We start from the raw sequence: 16553 nt of genomic DNA, 5'->3' as shown, positions 1-16553 counted from the left end.
GAAATGAGCCTGACAACAATCGGCGACCTCGCCCAATCCTACTTGATGCGCCGCCAGAACACTGATCTGAAATCGCAGATGAACACGCTGGTGCAGGAACTTTCCAGCGGCCGCACCGCCGACCTCGCCCGGCACCTGTCGGGCAGCTATTCCTACTTGGCCGACGTGGATCGCAACCTGTCGCTTCTGGAAGGCTACGACAGCGCCACGAACGAGGCCAAGCTTTACACCCAGACGATGCAGGACGCGCTTGAAGGGTTTCAGACCGTGGTCAGTGATCTGGGTCTGGCGCTCATGTCGTCTGCCCAGTCGAACCTGCCTCAGGCCGTGTCGACCACTTCCACTCGCGCCCGTGACGACTTTGGCGCCTTGATCGGGCGGCTGAATACGACAGTGGGCGGACGGTCGCTTTTCGCTGGAATAGACACTGATATGGCCCCGATGGCCAAAGCAGACGACATCCTGAGCGCGTTGCAAACCGCTGTCTCTGGCGAAACGACCCTTGCGGGGGTCGAGGCCGTGTTGGACACGTGGTTCGCCCCCGGCGGTGACTTTGACACCCTGGCATACGAAGGCGCGACCACCTCCCTGTCGCCGATCGCATTGGGCGCTGGCGAAACGGTTACGCTGGACCTTCGCGCTGATGCAGACGCCTTCAGGACGTTGTTGAAACACACGGCCATGGGCGCGCTGGCATCGGACCCGGTGCTGGGGTTTGACCGTAACCTTCAGCTAGAGCTTGCCCGCACTGCAGGCGAAGGTCTGACGTTCGAACAACATGCTTTGACAGAAATCCGTGCCGATCTGGGCTATGCTCAGGCCCGGATCGAGGAAAGTGGCATCCGCATCTCTGCCGAACGGACGTCTTTCCAGATGGCGCGAACCGAACTTCTGGCCGTCGATCCCTACGAAACTGTCACCCGGCTAGAGGACGTGCAGTTCCAACTGGAAGGCCTGTACACGATGACCGCGCGCCTGTCGCGCCTGTCGCTGGCGGATTACCTATGATGTTGGGCCGCGTTCTGACACTGGTCTTTTGCCTCACCGCATCAATGGCTTGGGCAAATCCTATTCGCATCAAAGACCTGGTCGAATTCGATGGGGTGCGCGGCAACGATCTGGTGGGCTACGGCCTTGTGGTCGGCCTCGACGGATCTGGCGACGGCATTCGCAACGCCCCCTTCACCGAAGAGATCATGTCCAACATCCTTGAGCGCTTGGGCGTCAACGTCACCGGCGAACAATTCCGCCCCAAGAACGTGGCGGCAGTCTTCGTCACCGCCGAACTGCCTGCTTTTTCCCGCGCCGGAAGCCAAATCGATGTGACGGTGTCCGCTATCGGCGATGCCAAAAGCCTGTTGGGCGGCACGCTCATCATGACGCCGCTGAACGCCGCGGACGGGCAGATTTACGCCGTTGCGCAAGGCACCATTATCGCTGGTGGAGCCACAGCGCAGGGTGATGCCGCGCAGGTCACCCAGGGCGTTCCGACCTCTGGTGTCATTCCCGCCGGTGCTCGGGTTGAGCGTGAGATCGACTTCGATCTCAGCTCTCTGAGCAGTTTGCGTCTGGCCCTTCGGTCGCCGGATTTCACCACCGCTGGACGGATCGAGCGTGCCATCAATCAGGATTTCGGCCGTAATGTCGCGGTGATGCTGGATGGGGGTACCGTGCGGTTGGATATTACGTCGACGCGGATGCAATCCCCGGCTCATGCAATCGGTCGGATCGAAAACATCTCGGTCACGCCGGAACGGAAGGCTCGCGTGGTTGTGGATCAACGGTCTGGGACAATCGTGATGGGCGAAGATGTTCGCATCAGCCGGGTCGCGGTATCGCAAGGCAATCTGACCCTGCGCATCGAAGAAGCGCCAGTGGTGGTCCAGCCGAACCCCTTCACCGATGGTCAGCCCGTCGTCGTACCCCGCACCCGCGCGGAGATCGAGGAAGAGCCAGGTATCGGTTTGGCCGAAGTCCGCGAAGGCACATCCCTGTCAGAAGTGATCGCCGGGCTGAACGCCTTAGGCGTCTCGCCGCGCGACATGATCGACATCCTGAAAAGCATCAAAGCAGCTGGCGCCCTGCATGCCGAGTTCGTGGTGCGGTGAGGGCTGCGCCCTCTTCCGCGCGCTAGGAGACGATACTGGTGAGTTGAGCCAGCCGGGAGATTGGCCTTCAACCTGAAGACACTGGGCGAAACGATCTGAGCAACGGCAAAAGGGCGGCTCTACCGAGCCGCCCTTTTGCTTTTCAAAGTGCCGACGTTCAGAAGTAACTTCTGACCAGACTTCCTGCGATCAATGACCAGCCATCCGCGATGACGAAAAAGCCAAGCTTAAACGGCAGCGACACGATGGCGGGCGGGACCATCATCATCCCCATCGACATCAACACGGCTGCGACGACCAGATCGATGATCAGGAATGGCAGAAACACCAGAAAACCGATCTGAAAGGCCCGGGCCACCTCGGACAGCATGAAGCTGGGCACCAGAACCGACAAAGGTGCTTCTTCACCGCGGGCCATCTGGGCCGCGTCGGGACGCAGGGCCGCCATCGTTTCAAAAGTGTCGCCGTCGACCCGTGCAGCCATAAAGCTGCGGAACGGATCGATTGCATTGGCGATGCCGTCTTCCATGGCCAACTGCCCTTGGATCAGAGGATTGATCCCGGCATCCCAAGCGGCCTGAAACACTGGTTCCATAACGAAATAGGTCAGGAACAGGGCCAGCGACACGATCAACATGTTCGGCGGGGATTGCTGCATCCCGATCGCCTGCCGCAGGATCGACAGAACGGTCACAACGAAGGGAAAACAGGTGATCATGATCGCCAGCCCGGGCGCGATGCTCAGGATGGTGATCAACGCGATCAGTTGCACTGACCGCGCCGAGATCGACCCACCGTCGCCCAGATCCAGCGTCAATTCCTGCGCGCCGACCGCCGTTCCCGCAAACATCAGGGAGAGTGCGATCAGCGCCGGGCCAAGCCGACGCGCTGTCACAGGCCGTCCTGCAGATCTGCGACTTCGGTCAGACGCACAGCCAATTGTCCGGCCTGCGCGCCTTCAAGCTCTTCCAGCTCTCCGCGCGCGATCAGACGATCGCCGACGTAGAGTTCCACCGGATCTTCGACCCGCCGGTCCAGCGGCAAGACAGAGTTGTTCTCCATCGCCAGAAGGTCGCGGATCAATGGCCGCGCACGACCGACCGCGATGGTGATTTCGATAGGGACAGAGGCAAAGGGATGACCCTTATCACCTGTGGGGTTATCCATGTTTCAAGGTCCTTTCCGTGTCATCCAATATGCCCGCCACCGCGTCTTTGATTCCGGTCATCACGGCGCTCATGTCGATCTGGCGTTCGTCCCCGGTCATCCGCAAAATCACCTGACCTTCGGCCAGACTGGCGTCGGCCCGGGCAGAGATCGGGAAGCCAAAATCGCGGTCCAAGAGCGCCTGAATGACTGGCAGATCGCCTTCGCTGGCCGCCAGTTCGATCGTCTGCGCCCCCGCCTCTTTCGCCATATCGTTCAACTGTTCCACGACGCGGAACCCGATGGTTTCGCGCACGACCTCCGGCAGGATGGTATCGACCAAATCCTGCAACAGGGGCGCCATGGATTGCATCACGTGGCTGTGCGCCTCGTGGTATGTGAACGACAAGTCCGACAGGTTGCGGGCAAATTCTTCCGAGATGCGCGCATGCTCTTCGGATTGGGATCTCAGCGCATCTTCCCACCCGGCTTTGTAACCGGCTTCGAACCCTTCCAAGCGCACGGATTCGACCTCTTCCTCGGATAACCCGGGAGAGGCCGAGGCGACCGCGCTGCCGAAGTCTTCTAGAAGATGGGCGATCGACATCACGCCGTTTCCTCTCGATCTTCAAGCCAGCCGCGCAGAATTTCCACCGTCTCGTCACGCCGTTCTCCGATCAGGGATTGCAGCCGCGCCACCGGGTCAGAGCTTTGAACGTCATCGAAACCGGGCAGGCCGCCCGTATCGAAGTCAGAGATCACCGGCAGGTCCGGCAGCGTGAAATCGTCGTCCGAAATCTCTCCGGTCAGGGCATCGCTTTCGGGCGCGACCGTGTTTTGGGACGGCGCAGGCAGGGCGACGGAATTGCCTGCCGGGCCGCGCAACACGGGCCGCACCACGAACAGGCCCAGCACGATCGCGACCAAGGCGAGGATACCCATCTGGATCAGCGCCATCGGATCCAGCGCAAGTCCATCGGTCCAGGACCCTGACGCCAAGGTTCCTTCGGGCACGATCTCTTCGAAGAGCATCGATTTGATCGTAATGATGTCACCGCGGTCTTCGTCGAACCCGACGGCAGAGGCGACAAGATCCTTCAGCGCCTGCAGTTCTTCATCAGCACGCGGTTCGATCACCTGTTCGCCCTCGGCGTTCACGCTGGTTGCGCCGTTTACCAATACCGCAACCGACAGACGTTTTACCGCCCCGGGTGCGCGGATGATCTCTCGCTCTGTCTCGGATACTTCGTAATTTACGCGTTCCCGCGTTTCGGTAGATTGCGACGACGAATTGTCCGACCCCGCCGCATCACCATCCGGCAGGTTCGACGCAACCGTGACATCATTTGCCGAATTTTCGGAGGTGCCGGATCGCTCTTCGGTATCGGTCGAAATCGCAACGCGGCTTTCCGGATCGAAGCGGCGTTCGCGAATCGACTCTCGTTCCGTCACGGTGTCCACAGACACCTCGACCACCGCATTTCCAAACCCCACGCGCGCCTCAAGCAGCCTTTGCACACGGTCGCGCAGCTGATCGGCACGGTCATCGGCGCCTGTGGCCCCCTGTTGCCGTTCGTCCCCGGCCAGCAATTCGCCGGACGAATCGATAATGGCGACATCTTCGGGACGCAGCCCCGCCACGGCGGATGCAATCAGGAATTTCAACGCCCGCACTTGCCCGGACGACAGGCTGCCGGAGCCGGTGACCGAAACGGAGGCAGTAGGTTTCAGATCCCTTTGGAACGGATTGGACCCGGCATTCGCGATATGAACCCGCGCCGCCTGAATCTGCGGAGAGGTGGCAATCGTTCGCGCCAGTTCCCCTTCTTTCGCGCGCCAGTAGGCTGCGTCAAACATCTGCGACGTCGTGCCGAACCCACTAAGCGAATCGAGCAGTTCATAGCCCTGGGAGTTGTTCCGCGGCAGCCCTTCACTGGCCAGCGTCATACGCAATTCGTCACGCGCCGCGCCTTCGACGTAAATGGCGCCGCCGCGAATCTCGTACAGGACGCCGCGCTGTTCGAGGGACCGAACAACCTCTCCGGCCTGACTGCTTTCCAACCCGGAATACAGCAGCGCCAGCCCGGGCTTGGTCGCAAGCCTGTATAGGGTCGCCAGAGTCACGGCGACGGCCACTATCGAAAGCAACGCGATCACGCGCCGCCGCATATCCATTCCCGTCCACAGATCGATGAACTGCTGCACTTCGGCCTCCTTGTCCGGGCAATTTTCTACCGCCCGCTGGAAACCCTTTTCGCCGATTGGCCTTAACAATCGGTTAGTTCCTCTCGGGTTATATCGCTGTCATCGAAAAATTCGGATGACGACATGGCGGATCAGGAAGAAGAACTGGAAAACGAAGCCCCGAAGAAAGCCTCCAAGCTTCCTTTGATACTTGGCCTTGTGGTGGCCTTGGTTGGCGGTGGCGGCAGCTTTTTCGCGATCTATTCCGGCATGTTGTTCGGATCAGAGCAGGCCAGCGAAGAGCAGGCCGAATCGGACGCCGCCAAGGACGAGATGGCCGAAAAAATGGCTCAGGTCGCTTACGTCGAGATTGAGCCGATGACGATTTCCCTAGGCCGCGCCGCTGACAATCGTCACCTGCGATTCCGCGCCAGCCTGGAGGTGCCGGTAACCTCGACCAAAGTCGTCGAAGCCATTCAGCCGCGCGTGATTGACGTTCTGAACAGCTACCTGCGGGCCGTCGAACTCAGCGATCTTGAAGACCCATCCGCCCTTGTGCGCCTGCGATCGCAGATGTTGCGCCGGGTTCAGGTCGTCGCCGGATCGGAAAATGTGAATGACCTTCTGGTCATGGAATTTGTGATGAATTGAGAGAACAAGATGGACATGATCGCCGATATTCTACTAGTCGCCGGGGCACTTGGGGCTGGCTTTTACTGCTATGTGCTGGCCCGGCGCCTGACCAAGTTCAACGATCTTGAAAACGGGGTTGGCGGTGCCGTGGCGGTGCTGTCGGCGCAAGTCGATGATCTGACCCGGATGCTGGCTGCTGCTCAGGCGACCGCGTCCGATTCTTCCGAGTCGCTGACCGCCTTGACGGACCGCGCCGAAGAAGCGGCCCATAAGTTGGAGCTTTTGGTCGCGTCTTTGCACGACCTACCGACACAGGCCGAACCGGACGAGCCGGAACAAAAGGTCGTTCAGCCTGTCTTTTCGCGCCGTATGGCCAGCGGAAGGGATCGCTGATGTTCGGCCTGAAGCGAAAACCGCGTAAAAAGCGCAGCAGAACGCGGGGAACACTGTTCATCATTTCCTGCCTGCTGATCGGATCGGCGCTTCTGCGTATCGGGGATGATGCGGGTCGCGCTCTGGCGAAGGTTGGCGAAAGCGATCGATCTGATCTGGTCACCGACGCATCGCCGCAGGCCTGTGAGCCGGAGCCTGACGTCGCCGCCATGTTAGAGGCGTTCAAGCAGCGTGAAGACCGTGTGGCGCTACGAGAGCAACAAGTTGCGGACCGCATGCGCGCGCTTCAAATTGCGGACACGGAAGTGACCCGCAAACTTGGTCAGCTCCAAGAAGCCGAAGAGGCCTTGCGCGCGACGCTCGCTTTGGCGGACACGGCGGCAGAGGATGATCTGTCCCGCCTGACCGCCGTCTACCAGAACATGAAGCCAAAGGACGCGGCCATTCTGTTCGAAGAAATGGACCCGCAATTCGCGGCCGGTTTCTTGGGTCGGATGGACCCGGCCGTCGCCGCTGGCATCATGGCGGGTCTGTCCCCGCAAGCGGCCTACACCATCAGTGTGATCCTGGCCGGTCGGAACGCAAATGTTCCGACGGAATGATCCCGTCCTGACCATATTTTAACCTGCGCCGGGCAAACTGCCCGAAGGAATCGAAACGGAGCCTTAGATGATCGGTTTTGTCGGGATCGGCGTGATCTTTGTTATGGTGTTTGGCGGCTACCTCCTTGCGGGGGGCAAGCTTGGCATCATCCTAAAATCGCTGCCGTTCGAAATGATGATGATCGGCGGCGCGGCTGTCGGGTCATTCCTTGTCGGCAACGACATGGGCACTGTCAAACATACGATGAAGGACGTTGGAAAGGTGTTCAAAGGTCCGAAGTGGAAGCACGAGGACTACCAGGACCTTCTGTGCCTTTTGTTCGAATTAATCCGCCTTGCCCGGCAGAATCCGGTCGCGATCGAAGAACATATCGAAGCGCCCGAGGAGTCTTCGATCTTCTCCAAATACACCAAGATCATGACCGACAAAGAAGCGATCGGACTGATCTGCGACACGATGCGCTCCGCCTCCATGAACTACGACGATCCGCATCAGGTCGAAGAAGTTCTGGACAAGCGGATGGAGGCGAACCTGCATCATGCCCTGCATTCCAGCCACGCGCTGCAATCCATGGCGGACGGTTTGCCCGCGTTGGGAATCGTTGCGGCCGTTCTTGGTGTGATCAAGACGATGGCCTCGATCGACCAGCCGCCGGAGGTTCTGGGTAAAATGATCGGTGGCGCGTTGGTCGGCACCTTCTTGGGCGTGTTCCTAGCTTATGGTCTGGTCGGTCCGTTTGCGGGCAAGGTGAAGGCCGTCGTCGAAGAAGACGCTCATTTCTACCACCTGATCCGAGAGGTGCTGGTGGCCAACCTTCACAACCACGCCACCAACATTTGCATCGAAGTGGGTCGTCAGAATACGCCTTCCCATAACCGCCCAAGCTTCTCTGACCTTGAAGAGGCGTTGAAAGCGGTCAAGCAGGACGCGGCATGATGCGGTACGTTGCGGCGATCTTTCTGCTCGTTATTCTGCCAAACTTTGGCTGGTCTCAGACCGTTTCTATCCGGTCAGGAGAGCACGATGGTTTCACCCGTCTTGTCGTCTACCTGCCCAATGGTGTCGAGGCTGACGTGACACGAACGGCAGCAGGATCTGAGGTCACCACCAGCCGCCCGGTGAGCTTTGATATCTCCGGCATCTACGACCGGATCGGCCGTGACAGATTCCAGAACGTAAGCATCGGACAAGGCGGGAAGGTCCTGAGCCTGAGTTACGAGTGTGACTGCCAACTCCGCAAAGAAGTGCTTGTCGGGAACGTATTGGTTCTTGATCTGGTGGGAGGAGAGCAACCCCCGACAGTTGTTCCCGAACCCCAAGTTGCAGCGCCCGTACTGCCCGTCGTGCCGGAAACCCCCAAGCCCAGCCTTGAAGACGCCCGCCGCCTGACAGAGGCCGTGACGATGTCTATGCCCAAGCCGGGCCCGGAAAGTGGTACTAACCGCCTCGCCCGGTTGGCTGAGCTTGAGCGCGCGATGATAGATCAGGTCGCCCGGACGGCGACGCAGGGCCTCTTGGATATTGCCGAGGGCGGGGTCGAAACGTCGACTCCTGAAAAGCCCATCGAGCCTACTCAAGAAAAGTCAGCATCTGATACCGAGCCGCAAAGCGACCAGAAGATATCGGGTGGCGCGCGGGTCCATACGTCGCTCTTGTCCGAAGACGAGACAACAGCGCCGGTAACCTCCGATGGGGTCGCATGCATTCCGGGGTTCGATTTTACGTCTTGGACCGAAGCCGGGGATTTCAACGCAGAGCTTGGCGCGCGTCGTGCCAAGGTATTTGGAGAGTTTGACAAGGTGGATGACAAGTCCGCCTTGGACCTTGCGAAATTCTATCTGGCGTTCGGCTTTGGGGCAGAAGCGCTGCGTGCCATGGACTTGATGATCAATCCCGAGCCGGACGTTAGGGTGTTGTCCTCGCTCGCTCGGATTGTGGATCTGGGGCACGATCCAAGGCCATCGCCCCTCGCTGGCATGACGGACTGCGACTCTGATATCGCGCTGTGGTCCGTTTTGGCGTCAAAACCGCTGTTGCATGAAACAACTGTGGCCAAATCAGCGGTTTTAAGGGCTTTGAACGCCCTGCCTGATGGCCTCCGCAAAAGCCTGGGTCCCGAGCTGGCCGAGAGATTTTTGTCCGCGGGCGATACCGAAACATCCCAAGCCGTTATGCGCATCTTGGAACGTTCCGATCCCGCACAATCGCGGGATGAGAAAATGATATCTGGGTTGATCGACTTGACCAAAGACGAGCCCGAAAAAGGCCGCGATCAGTTAACTGACGTGGTCGAGACGGCTAGCGAAAGGTCACCGGCTGCACTGATTGCATTGATTGACGATACTCTGTCGCGCGTTGATCCGATCGATCCGGAAATTGCCGAATTGGCAGGCGCATACATAGTCGAATACCGTACGACGCCTTTGGCGAATGACCTCGCAAAGGCAGAACTGCGGGCAAGGGCGGCGGCGGGCCAGTTCGAGGCTGCTTTCAGCCTGCTTGAAGACCGTTTGGATCAAGGATTGGTCACAGAGCCGGCAGTGCTTCGAAGTGAGATCGCCTCATACGTGTTGAAGGTCGGCTCTGATGAGCAGATCCTGCGTCATGGTCTGAACCTTGCACAAAATCATGCAGAGGATCTGTCGCCCCAAGTCAGCGTCGATCTGGCAGAGGCGTTGCGAGATCTGGGCTTCCCTGATGTTGCCTTTCAGCTTAGCGCGTCTTTGACCAATATCGCGGACGAACGCGGTCGCCTGGTTCGCGCAGAAGCGGCCCTGCTCGCCGGGCGTCCACAACGCGCGAAGGCCGAATTGATCGGCGTTGAGGGCCCCGAAGCTGATGCGCTTAGGGCCCGCGCGCAGGAAGCTGCGGGCGATTTCGCCGCGGCATCGCAAAGCTACGCGGCCACCGATCAACCTGATCTGGCGGAACAAAGTGCGTGGCGCGCTGGTGACTGGGATCAATTGCAAGGATCGGACGACACCTTGAACGCAGCGCTATCGACGCTGATGCGGTCAGATCGGCCTGAACCCACAGGCGGAATGATCGCTACCAATCGTCGCCTTCTGCAAGACACCCGCGCGTCGCGGGAAACGCTGCAGCAGATGCTGGATCGTTACGCGATTGCAGAGCAGGAATAATCGCTGTGACGGCGGCCGCGCTCATTCTTCAGTAAGGATTTTCGCAGAGACTGGAGGGGACTCGCAGAAGGCAGTTCTCTAAAATGATCAATATACTTGGGCGTTTTCTGTCCAGCAGGTATCGCGGCTTTGGGACGGCACTTTTGGTGTCCACGCTTGCGGCCCCTGCGGCTTTATTTTCAGCGCCAGTAAATGAATGTGATCGCGTCGCACGGATTGCGGCCCAGGAACACGGTGTTCCATTCAAAGTCATGGCCGCGATTGCCCGTGTCGAAACCGGGCGAACCATTGATGGTGACTTCCAGCCTTGGCCTTGGACACTCAATGTGGCCGGTGACGGGGCTCACTTTCCGACCCGGTCGGAAGCCTTGCAAGCTATGCATCACGTGACGGCGACGGGACAAAGCAATTTCGACGTCGGATGCTTTCAGGTGAATGCCCGGTGGCACGGTGATCAGTTTGACACGGCGCAAACTATGATCGACCCACTGGAAAATGCCCGCTATGCCGCTGGCCTTTTGGTCGAACATTTTGAGGTAACCCAAGATTGGACATTGGCCGCCGGTCGGTACCACTCCAAAACGCAAGACTTCGCGACGGCCTACATCGAGAAATTCACAGATGTACTGAATGCACTGCCCGACCTGGCGACCCCGTCCCGCCCGACCAGTAAACGAGAGAACAGCTTTCCTTTGCTGATCGTGCAGGACGGCGTCACCGTTCGAAGGGGCTCTCTTGTCCCGATTACGACCGACGCCAGCCGGTCGCGATTGATCGGAGGGTAGGGCATGGGCAAAGCGATTTTCCAGCCGACGATCCTTTTGGCGTTGGCCCTGATGGCGATCATCGTGATGATGATTCTGCCGATGCCGGCGATCGTGTTGGACGTCGGCCTTGCCGCCAGCTTTGCCCTGGCGATCCTGATTTTCACGGTTACGCTTTTCATTGATCGGCCATTGGACTTTTCGTCATTCCCGACGATCCTCCTAGCCTCGTTGATGTTGCGCCTGTCGCTTAACGTTTCGTCTACCAAACTGATCATCGGACAAGGTCACACCGGGACGTCGGCCGCCGGCGAAGTCATTGAAGGTTTTGCCGATTTCGTCATGGGCGGCAGTGTTTTTCTGGGGCTCGTCGTGTTCGGCGTGTTGCTGATCGTCAACTTCATGGTGATCACCAAAGGCGCCGCGCGTATGGCCGAAGTGGGTGCGCGTTTTGCTTTGGACGGGATGCCCGGCAAACAATTGGCGATCGACAGCGACATGTCCGCCGGTGCCATCGATCACGCCGAAGCGAAAGCCCGCCGTGAAAGGGAACAGCAGGAAACGACGTTCTTCGGGTCGCTCGACGGTGCGTCCAAATTCGTCAAGGGCGACGCGGTCGCTGGCCTGTTGATCACGCTTTTGAACCTGATCATGGGTCTGATCATGGGCGTGATCGTGCACAATATGCCGATCGGACAAGCCTTTGAAACCTATGCCATCCTGACCGTCGGTGACGGCCTCGTCACCCAGATTCCCGCCGTGATTATTTCGATCGCTTCGGCCCTCCTGTTGGCCCGCGGTGGCACGACCGGCGCGACCGACATGGCGCTGGTCGGACAATTGGGCCGCCACCCCGCGGCGCTGGCGACGGTTGCGGCGCTGATGTTCATGTTTGCGCTGGTTCCCGGTCTTCCCTTCCTGCCCTTCGTCGTCGGCGCAGCCACGCTCGCAGGTGCGGCTTGGGTCATTTCGCGCAAGAAGCCCGAGGAAGAGGCGAGCGAGACGCCAGATAAAGATCCCGAAACGCCGATGCAGAAGCCTTTGGGAGACTTGCTGGATCTTGATGATATTCATGTCGAGTTTGCGCCTGACCTTGTCGATCTGGTTCTGGATCCCGGCACCGGTTTGGACGCGCGTATCGCCAATATGCGAACTCACATCGCGACCCACTACGGCTTGATCCTGCCAGAGATTCGCCTGACCGACGACCCGTCACTGCCCGCTGGGTCGTACGTTGTGCGCCTGCAAGGCGTGGAGGTCGCGCGCGCAGCTCTGCGTCAGAACCACGTCATGGCTTTGTTGCCCGATGGGGGCGCCGACGTTCCCCCGGGCGAGGACGTCAGCGAACCGGTCTATGGGGCCGCTGCGCGCTGGATCCCCGAGCAGGATCAGGATCGTGCAGCCCTTTCGGGCGTCACCCTCGTGACCCCGACCGAGATTTTGGCGACCCATCTGTTGGAGCTGATCCGCCGAAACCTTCCCCGCCTGCTGTCGCTTAAATCTCTGCGCCGTTTGCTGGACGAATTGACCCAGCTTTCTGATCAACGCCGGGCAGAGGCGAACCGTAAGCTGCTGGACGAAATGATCCCAGACCGCGTTCCAATGGACGTGCTGCATCAAGTGCTGCGGTTGCTGCTTGAGGAACAGGTCTCGATCCGAAACATCCCCCTCATTCTAGAGGCAATTGCCGAGGCTCGGATGACCACGACTCAGCCTGAAGGCATCTGCGAACAGGTGCGCCAGCGGTTGGGTTTCCAGTTGGTGGGCAACCTACGCCGCGAAGACGGGACGATCCCGCTGATCCAACTTGCCCCGGAATGGGAAGATACGTTCAACACCTACCAGATCGATAGCGATCGTGGCGGGATTGACGTCGCGCTCCCGCCGGATCTGTTCAACATACTGGCCGCGAATATCGCCGAAAAAATCACTCAGGCCAACGATCGTGGCGTGTTCCCGGCGATTGTCACCTCGACCCGCCGCCGACGGTTCCTCCGCATGGTGATGAGTGCGAAAGCCATCAGCAATCCGGTCCTCGCATTCGAGGAAATTGGTCTGGATGCGCGGCCCTCCTTGGTCGGCGTGGTCGCCGCATGACCTCGGCCGCGGCACTTTTGGACTGGGCGAACGCCGGGCTGTGGCACATGGCCTTGGTGTTTCTCAGGGTCGGCGCCTTGATGGCGGTGATGCCCGGATTTTCTGAACAATCCGTTCCGGTTCGCGTTCGCCTTGGTTTGGCGATTGCATTCACCATGATAGTGGCGCCGGCCGTCGAACCTTTGACCCCGCAAGCTCCTTGGGCCTTGTCGGTCTTTCTAACTTACCTCACCACGGAAACCATCGCGGGTCTGGCATTGGGCATTGGGCTGCGGCTTTTCGTGATCGCCTTGCAGACCGCGGGCGCCATGGCCGCGCAGGCGACGTCGCTGTCTCAGATCGCGGGCGCAGCGGCCGAACCGCTTCCTGCCATCGGCCATCTGTTGGTTGTGGGCGGTCTGGCGCTGGCGATGATGATGGGTCTGCATGTGGCTGCAGCGGAATACTTGATCGGCAGCTATCAGGTTCTACCACCGGGTCGGTTTCCGCAGCCTTCTGATCTGTCCCAATGGGGCATCGCGGGCGTGGCGCACGCGTTCTCTCTGGCCTTCACGTTGGCCGCGCCTTTTGTGATCGTGTCGGTGATCTACAACATGACGCTGGGTGTGATTAACCGGGCGATGCCGCAGCTGATGGTGGCCTTCGTCGGTGCACCTGTCATCACGTTTGGCGGTCTTGCGCTGTTGTTCCTGTTGATGCCCACCATTCTGATTGTCTGGCGCGATGCGTTTTTCGGCTTCATGATCAATCCCTTCGGTGCGCAACCATGAGCGACGAAGACACCGGCGACAAACCGCACGAGCCGACACAGCGCAAGCTTGAGAAAGCTCGCGAGAAAGGCGAAATCCCGCGATCACAGGATATTTCGGTCGCGGCCTCATATGCTGGATTGGTGCTGGCGGCGACCACGGTCGGTGCAACCGGCCTTGGGTCCATCGGCACGTCCTTGATGGTCTTGTTGGACCGCGCGGAGGAGTTCGACCAGCTGTTCCTATCCGGCGCGGCTGCCGCACCGATGATGGGCTTGATGGGTGCCATCGTCTTGGATTTGGCTCCGCTATTTCTGATCCCGGCGGCCGTCGTGCTTTTGGTGATCGTCTCTCAAAGGGCGTTTCTTGTGACGCCCAGCAAGATCGCGCCCAAGATGTCGCGTATTTCGATCCTGCAGAACGCCAAGAATAAATTCGGTCGCAATGGCCTGTTCGAATTCGCCAAAAGCTTTGTCAAATTGTCCATCTACTCGGTCATCCTCGGGATCCTGATGGGGGCCCGCCTGCCGGAAATGGCAGGAACAGTGCGCACCAGCCCGGGCCTCGCCATGGGGTTGCTGATGCGGCTGTGCGTAGAGTTCATGATGATCGTGCTCGCGGTTTCCTTGGCGATCGGCGGGGTCGATTTCCTGTGGCAAAGGGCAGAGCACATGCGCAAAAACCGTATGTCCGACAAGGATATGCGGGATGAGCACAAAGAGGCTGAAGGCGATCCGCACATGAAAGGCGAACGCCGCCAGCGGGCGCAGGAGATCGCCATGTCGCAGATGATGGCGGACGTGCCCAAGGCCGACGTGATCATCACGAACCCGACGCACTACGCCGTCGCCCTTCAGTGGAGCCGCCTTCCCGGTGAGGCTCCGGTTTGCGTCGCCAAAGGTGTGGATGAGATCGCGGCGACCATCCGACAAATCGCGCAGGAATCCGGCGTTCCGATCCACCGTGACCCGCCCACCGCACGTGCGCTGCACGCAACAACCGGGGTCGGGGATGAGATCGATCCAGCGCAGTATCGCGCCGTCGCGTCGGCAATCCGGTTCGCCGACCAGATGCGCGTGCGTCGCAAGAAGGGCTGGAAATGACCGATTTTTCTGATCTCGCCCGGATTACGGACGCGGCCTTCCAAGCTGATCTGGCCAAGCTGCGCCAACATGCCCGCGACGAGGCGCGGGTGCGTCAGGCGATTGCGGACCTTGATCGACAGATGGAAGACGCGATGGCAGCCCAGACCGAAGTGCTGTCGCCTTGGAAAGCGCTTGGTGCCGATCAGGCGTGGCGCAGCTGGATTATGCGTAAGCGATCCGAGGCGAACATGCAGTTGGCCCGTGTCCTTGCCCGTAAGGCAGAGGCCGCAGCGCGGGTAAAGCTCAGCTTTGCGCGTAATCAGGTCGGCGATGAACTGGCGGCCCGTCAAAAAGAAGAAAGCCGCCAAAGGCGGCTTTCGAAGCTGTCACAGTATTAAAGGGTCGCGCTTTAGCTGTCCTGCCGCGCGATGTCCGTGATCAGGACATCCAGCAGCTGATCCCCCATGACATGCGATCCCGCTTCTTTCAAAGAGTTGCGCAGCACGTCGAGCGTGTTCGAATTGGTGAACGCGCCCTGAAAACCGCCTTGGTTGGCGTGGTCGAACATCTCTTGCAGAAAGACATCGCGCAGCTTGGGTTCCCGCAGGAACACCGTTTCGCGCGCGCCGAGCTTGACCTCCACGCTGATCGACATGACCACCAAGGCACCAACACGGCCGTCCGCAACGACCGGAACGATGAACTGGTTGTTCAGTTTCACATATTCGCGGTCTTCGGGCAGCACCTCTTCTTCGGGCTCTTTCGCCACGGGGGCCCCGGTGCCGTCGCCGCATGGATTGTTCATCGCCATATCTTCAGGCTGCGGCGCGGGGCGTAGGGCCAGCCCGGCTCCCGCGCCCGCCCCGATTCCCAAGATAATCAGGATAAGAGGAAGTAGCTTTTTCATGACAGGCCTCGCTTAGAACGGCAGGATCATGTCGGCGACCTGCTTGCCATACCGCGGCTGCTGCACATCGGTGATCTGCCCGCGGCCGCCATAAGACACGCGCGCGGAGGCGATCTTGTCGTAGGTGATTTCGTTCTGGCGCGAGATATCCTCGGGCCGGACATAGCCGGTGACGATCAGCTCTCTCAGTTCGAAATTCACGCGGACTTCTTGCGAACCTTCGATCTGAAGAACCCCGTTCGGCAGCACATCGGTGATTACGGCCGCCACGCGCAGGGTCAGCTTTTCATTCCGCCGAACCGAACCATTGCCGCTGGAATCGCTGCTCGACCCTAGCTGGACCGCGTTCGCCATCGAGGCGCCATCCGGCAGTTCAGTGTCGATGCGTTGCGGGATCCCCAAAAGCTGCGGCACCTGCATGCTTTCGTTGCCGCTGCGCGACCGGCTGGTGGAATTCGAAATCTCGGCTTTTTCGTCGATTTCGATCACGACCGTCATGATGTCACCCCGTTTGACCGCGCGGCGATCCCCCAGCAGCGATTGACGGTTATCCATCCACAGCGATGCGCCGACGACCGGTGGTTCTTCGATCGTGCGGAAGGGCAGGCCGGGGTCCATCATCGCGTTGTGTTCCGTCGACGCGCGCGTTGGGGTGAAACTGGGCGGCTTGCCCAGATGGTCCTGACGCCCGCAGGCTGAAAGAGCGATCAACGCAAGAAAAAAGCTAAGTCTAAGCATATGAAA

The 16553-nt window shown here is 59.7% G+C and carries 18 protein-coding genes; 12 read left to right on the top strand and 6 right to left on the bottom strand.

All coding sequences use genetic code 11. From position 1 onward, the window contains the following. The first annotated feature begins 3 nt into the window (after positions 1–3). Together ACI3GR_RS08455 and ACI3GR_RS08450 are read left to right on the top strand one after the other, a co-directional pair. Positions 4–1008, top strand: a complete 1005-nt coding sequence (locus ACI3GR_RS08455; RefSeq protein ID WP_407493756.1) for a flagellin — start codon at positions 4–6, stop codon at positions 1006–1008. Next, complete coding sequence (locus tag ACI3GR_RS08450) at positions 1008–2108, top strand: flagellar basal body P-ring protein FlgI (protein WP_407493754.1); 1101 nt, start codon at positions 1008–1010, stop codon at positions 2106–2108. Before ACI3GR_RS08455 ends, ACI3GR_RS08450 begins: the two co-directional genes overlap by 1 nt. A gap of 157 nt (positions 2109–2265) precedes the next feature. Here ACI3GR_RS08450 and fliP read toward each other — a convergent pair whose 3' ends face one another. Genes fliP through fliF form a run of 4 tightly spaced genes read right to left on the bottom strand, consistent with a single transcriptional unit; the run spans position 2266 to position 5459 of the window. Beyond that, entirely contained in the window at positions 2266–2958 is a 693-nt protein-coding gene (gene fliP / locus ACI3GR_RS08445) for a flagellar type III secretion system pore protein FliP (RefSeq protein ID WP_407494878.1), read from the bottom strand. 41 nt (positions 2959–2999) lie between these two features. Beyond that, positions 3000–3275 (bottom strand): FliM/FliN family flagellar motor switch protein, encoded by a 276-nt coding sequence (locus ACI3GR_RS08440; RefSeq protein ID WP_407493753.1) that lies wholly within the window; start codon positions 3273–3275, stop codon positions 3000–3002. After that, positions 3268–3861 carry a FliH/SctL family protein gene (locus ACI3GR_RS08435; protein WP_407493752.1) on the bottom strand — a complete coding sequence of 198 codons (594 nt, stop codon included), beginning with the start codon at positions 3859–3861 and terminating at the stop codon, positions 3268–3270. Before ACI3GR_RS08435 ends, ACI3GR_RS08440 begins: the two co-directional genes overlap by 8 nt. Beyond that, positions 3861–5459 (bottom strand): flagellar basal-body MS-ring/collar protein FliF, encoded by a 1599-nt coding sequence (gene fliF, locus ACI3GR_RS08430; protein ID WP_407493751.1) that lies wholly within the window; start codon positions 5457–5459, stop codon positions 3861–3863. Before fliF ends, ACI3GR_RS08435 begins: the two co-directional genes overlap by 1 nt. A 123-nt stretch (positions 5460–5582) precedes the next feature. Here fliF and ACI3GR_RS08425 point away from each other — a divergent pair, with 123 nt between their 5' ends. The 10 genes from ACI3GR_RS08425 to ACI3GR_RS08380 all read left to right on the top strand — a co-directional run bounded on the left by ACI3GR_RS08425 (position 5583) and on the right by ACI3GR_RS08380 (position 15300). Continuing rightward, positions 5583–6089, top strand: coding sequence for a flagellar basal body-associated FliL family protein (locus ACI3GR_RS08425; protein WP_407493750.1), 507 nt, complete (start codon positions 5583–5585; stop codon positions 6087–6089). 9 nt (positions 6090–6098) lie between these two features. Next, positions 6099–6464: a hypothetical protein gene (locus ACI3GR_RS08420; protein WP_407493749.1), complete on the top strand. Its 366-nt coding sequence runs from the start codon at positions 6099–6101 to the stop codon at positions 6462–6464. Then, positions 6464–7066 (top strand): MotE family protein, encoded by a 603-nt coding sequence (locus ACI3GR_RS08415; RefSeq protein ID WP_407493748.1) that lies wholly within the window; start codon positions 6464–6466, stop codon positions 7064–7066. Before ACI3GR_RS08420 ends, ACI3GR_RS08415 begins: the two co-directional genes overlap by 1 nt. Before the next feature lie 67 nt (positions 7067–7133). Beyond that, entirely contained in the window at positions 7134–8003 is an 870-nt protein-coding gene (motA, locus tag ACI3GR_RS08410) for a flagellar motor stator protein MotA (protein ID WP_407493747.1), read from the top strand. Then, on the top strand, positions 8000–10207 hold the full coding sequence (locus ACI3GR_RS08405) for a hypothetical protein (RefSeq protein WP_407493746.1): 2208 nt from the start codon (positions 8000–8002) through the stop codon (positions 10205–10207). The genes motA and ACI3GR_RS08405 overlap by 4 nt, the downstream gene beginning before the upstream one ends. Positions 10208–10350: 143 nt before the next feature. Continuing rightward, entirely contained in the window at positions 10351–10992 is a 642-nt protein-coding gene (locus ACI3GR_RS08400; RefSeq protein ID WP_407493745.1) for a lysozyme family protein, read from the top strand. 3 nt (positions 10993–10995) lie between these two features. After that, positions 10996–13068: a flagellar biosynthesis protein FlhA gene (flhA, locus tag ACI3GR_RS08395; RefSeq protein ID WP_407493744.1), complete on the top strand. Its 2073-nt coding sequence runs from the start codon at positions 10996–10998 to the stop codon at positions 13066–13068. After that, positions 13065–13838, top strand: coding sequence for a flagellar biosynthetic protein FliR (locus ACI3GR_RS08390; protein ID WP_407493743.1), 774 nt, complete (start codon positions 13065–13067; stop codon positions 13836–13838). The genes flhA and ACI3GR_RS08390 overlap by 4 nt, the downstream gene beginning before the upstream one ends. Next, positions 13835–14920 (top strand): EscU/YscU/HrcU family type III secretion system export apparatus switch protein, encoded by a 1086-nt coding sequence (locus ACI3GR_RS08385; RefSeq protein WP_407493742.1) that lies wholly within the window; start codon positions 13835–13837, stop codon positions 14918–14920. The genes ACI3GR_RS08390 and ACI3GR_RS08385 overlap by 4 nt, the downstream gene beginning before the upstream one ends. Then, positions 14917–15300 carry a hypothetical protein gene (locus ACI3GR_RS08380; RefSeq protein ID WP_407493741.1) on the top strand — a complete coding sequence of 128 codons (384 nt, stop codon included), beginning with the start codon at positions 14917–14919 and terminating at the stop codon, positions 15298–15300. Before ACI3GR_RS08385 ends, ACI3GR_RS08380 begins: the two co-directional genes overlap by 4 nt. A gap of 11 nt (positions 15301–15311) precedes the next feature. Here the strand turns inward: ACI3GR_RS08380 and ACI3GR_RS08375 are convergent, their stop codons facing one another. Together ACI3GR_RS08375 and flgH are read right to left on the bottom strand one after the other, a co-directional pair. Next, positions 15312–15809, bottom strand: a complete 498-nt coding sequence (locus tag ACI3GR_RS08375) for a flagellar basal body-associated protein FliL (RefSeq protein WP_407493740.1) — start codon at positions 15807–15809, stop codon at positions 15312–15314. A 12-nt stretch (positions 15810–15821) separates the two neighbouring features. Further along, positions 15822–16547 (bottom strand): flagellar basal body L-ring protein FlgH, encoded by a 726-nt coding sequence (flgH, locus tag ACI3GR_RS08370; RefSeq protein ID WP_407493739.1) that lies wholly within the window; start codon positions 16545–16547, stop codon positions 15822–15824. Between the last annotated feature and the right edge of the window lie 6 nt (positions 16548–16553).

This window comes from Pseudooceanicola aestuariicola (assembly GCF_045763785.1).
Taxonomy (GTDB): Bacteria; Pseudomonadota; Alphaproteobacteria; order Rhodobacterales; family Rhodobacteraceae; genus Pseudooceanicola.
This window is presented reverse-complemented; position numbering and strand designations above follow the sequence as displayed.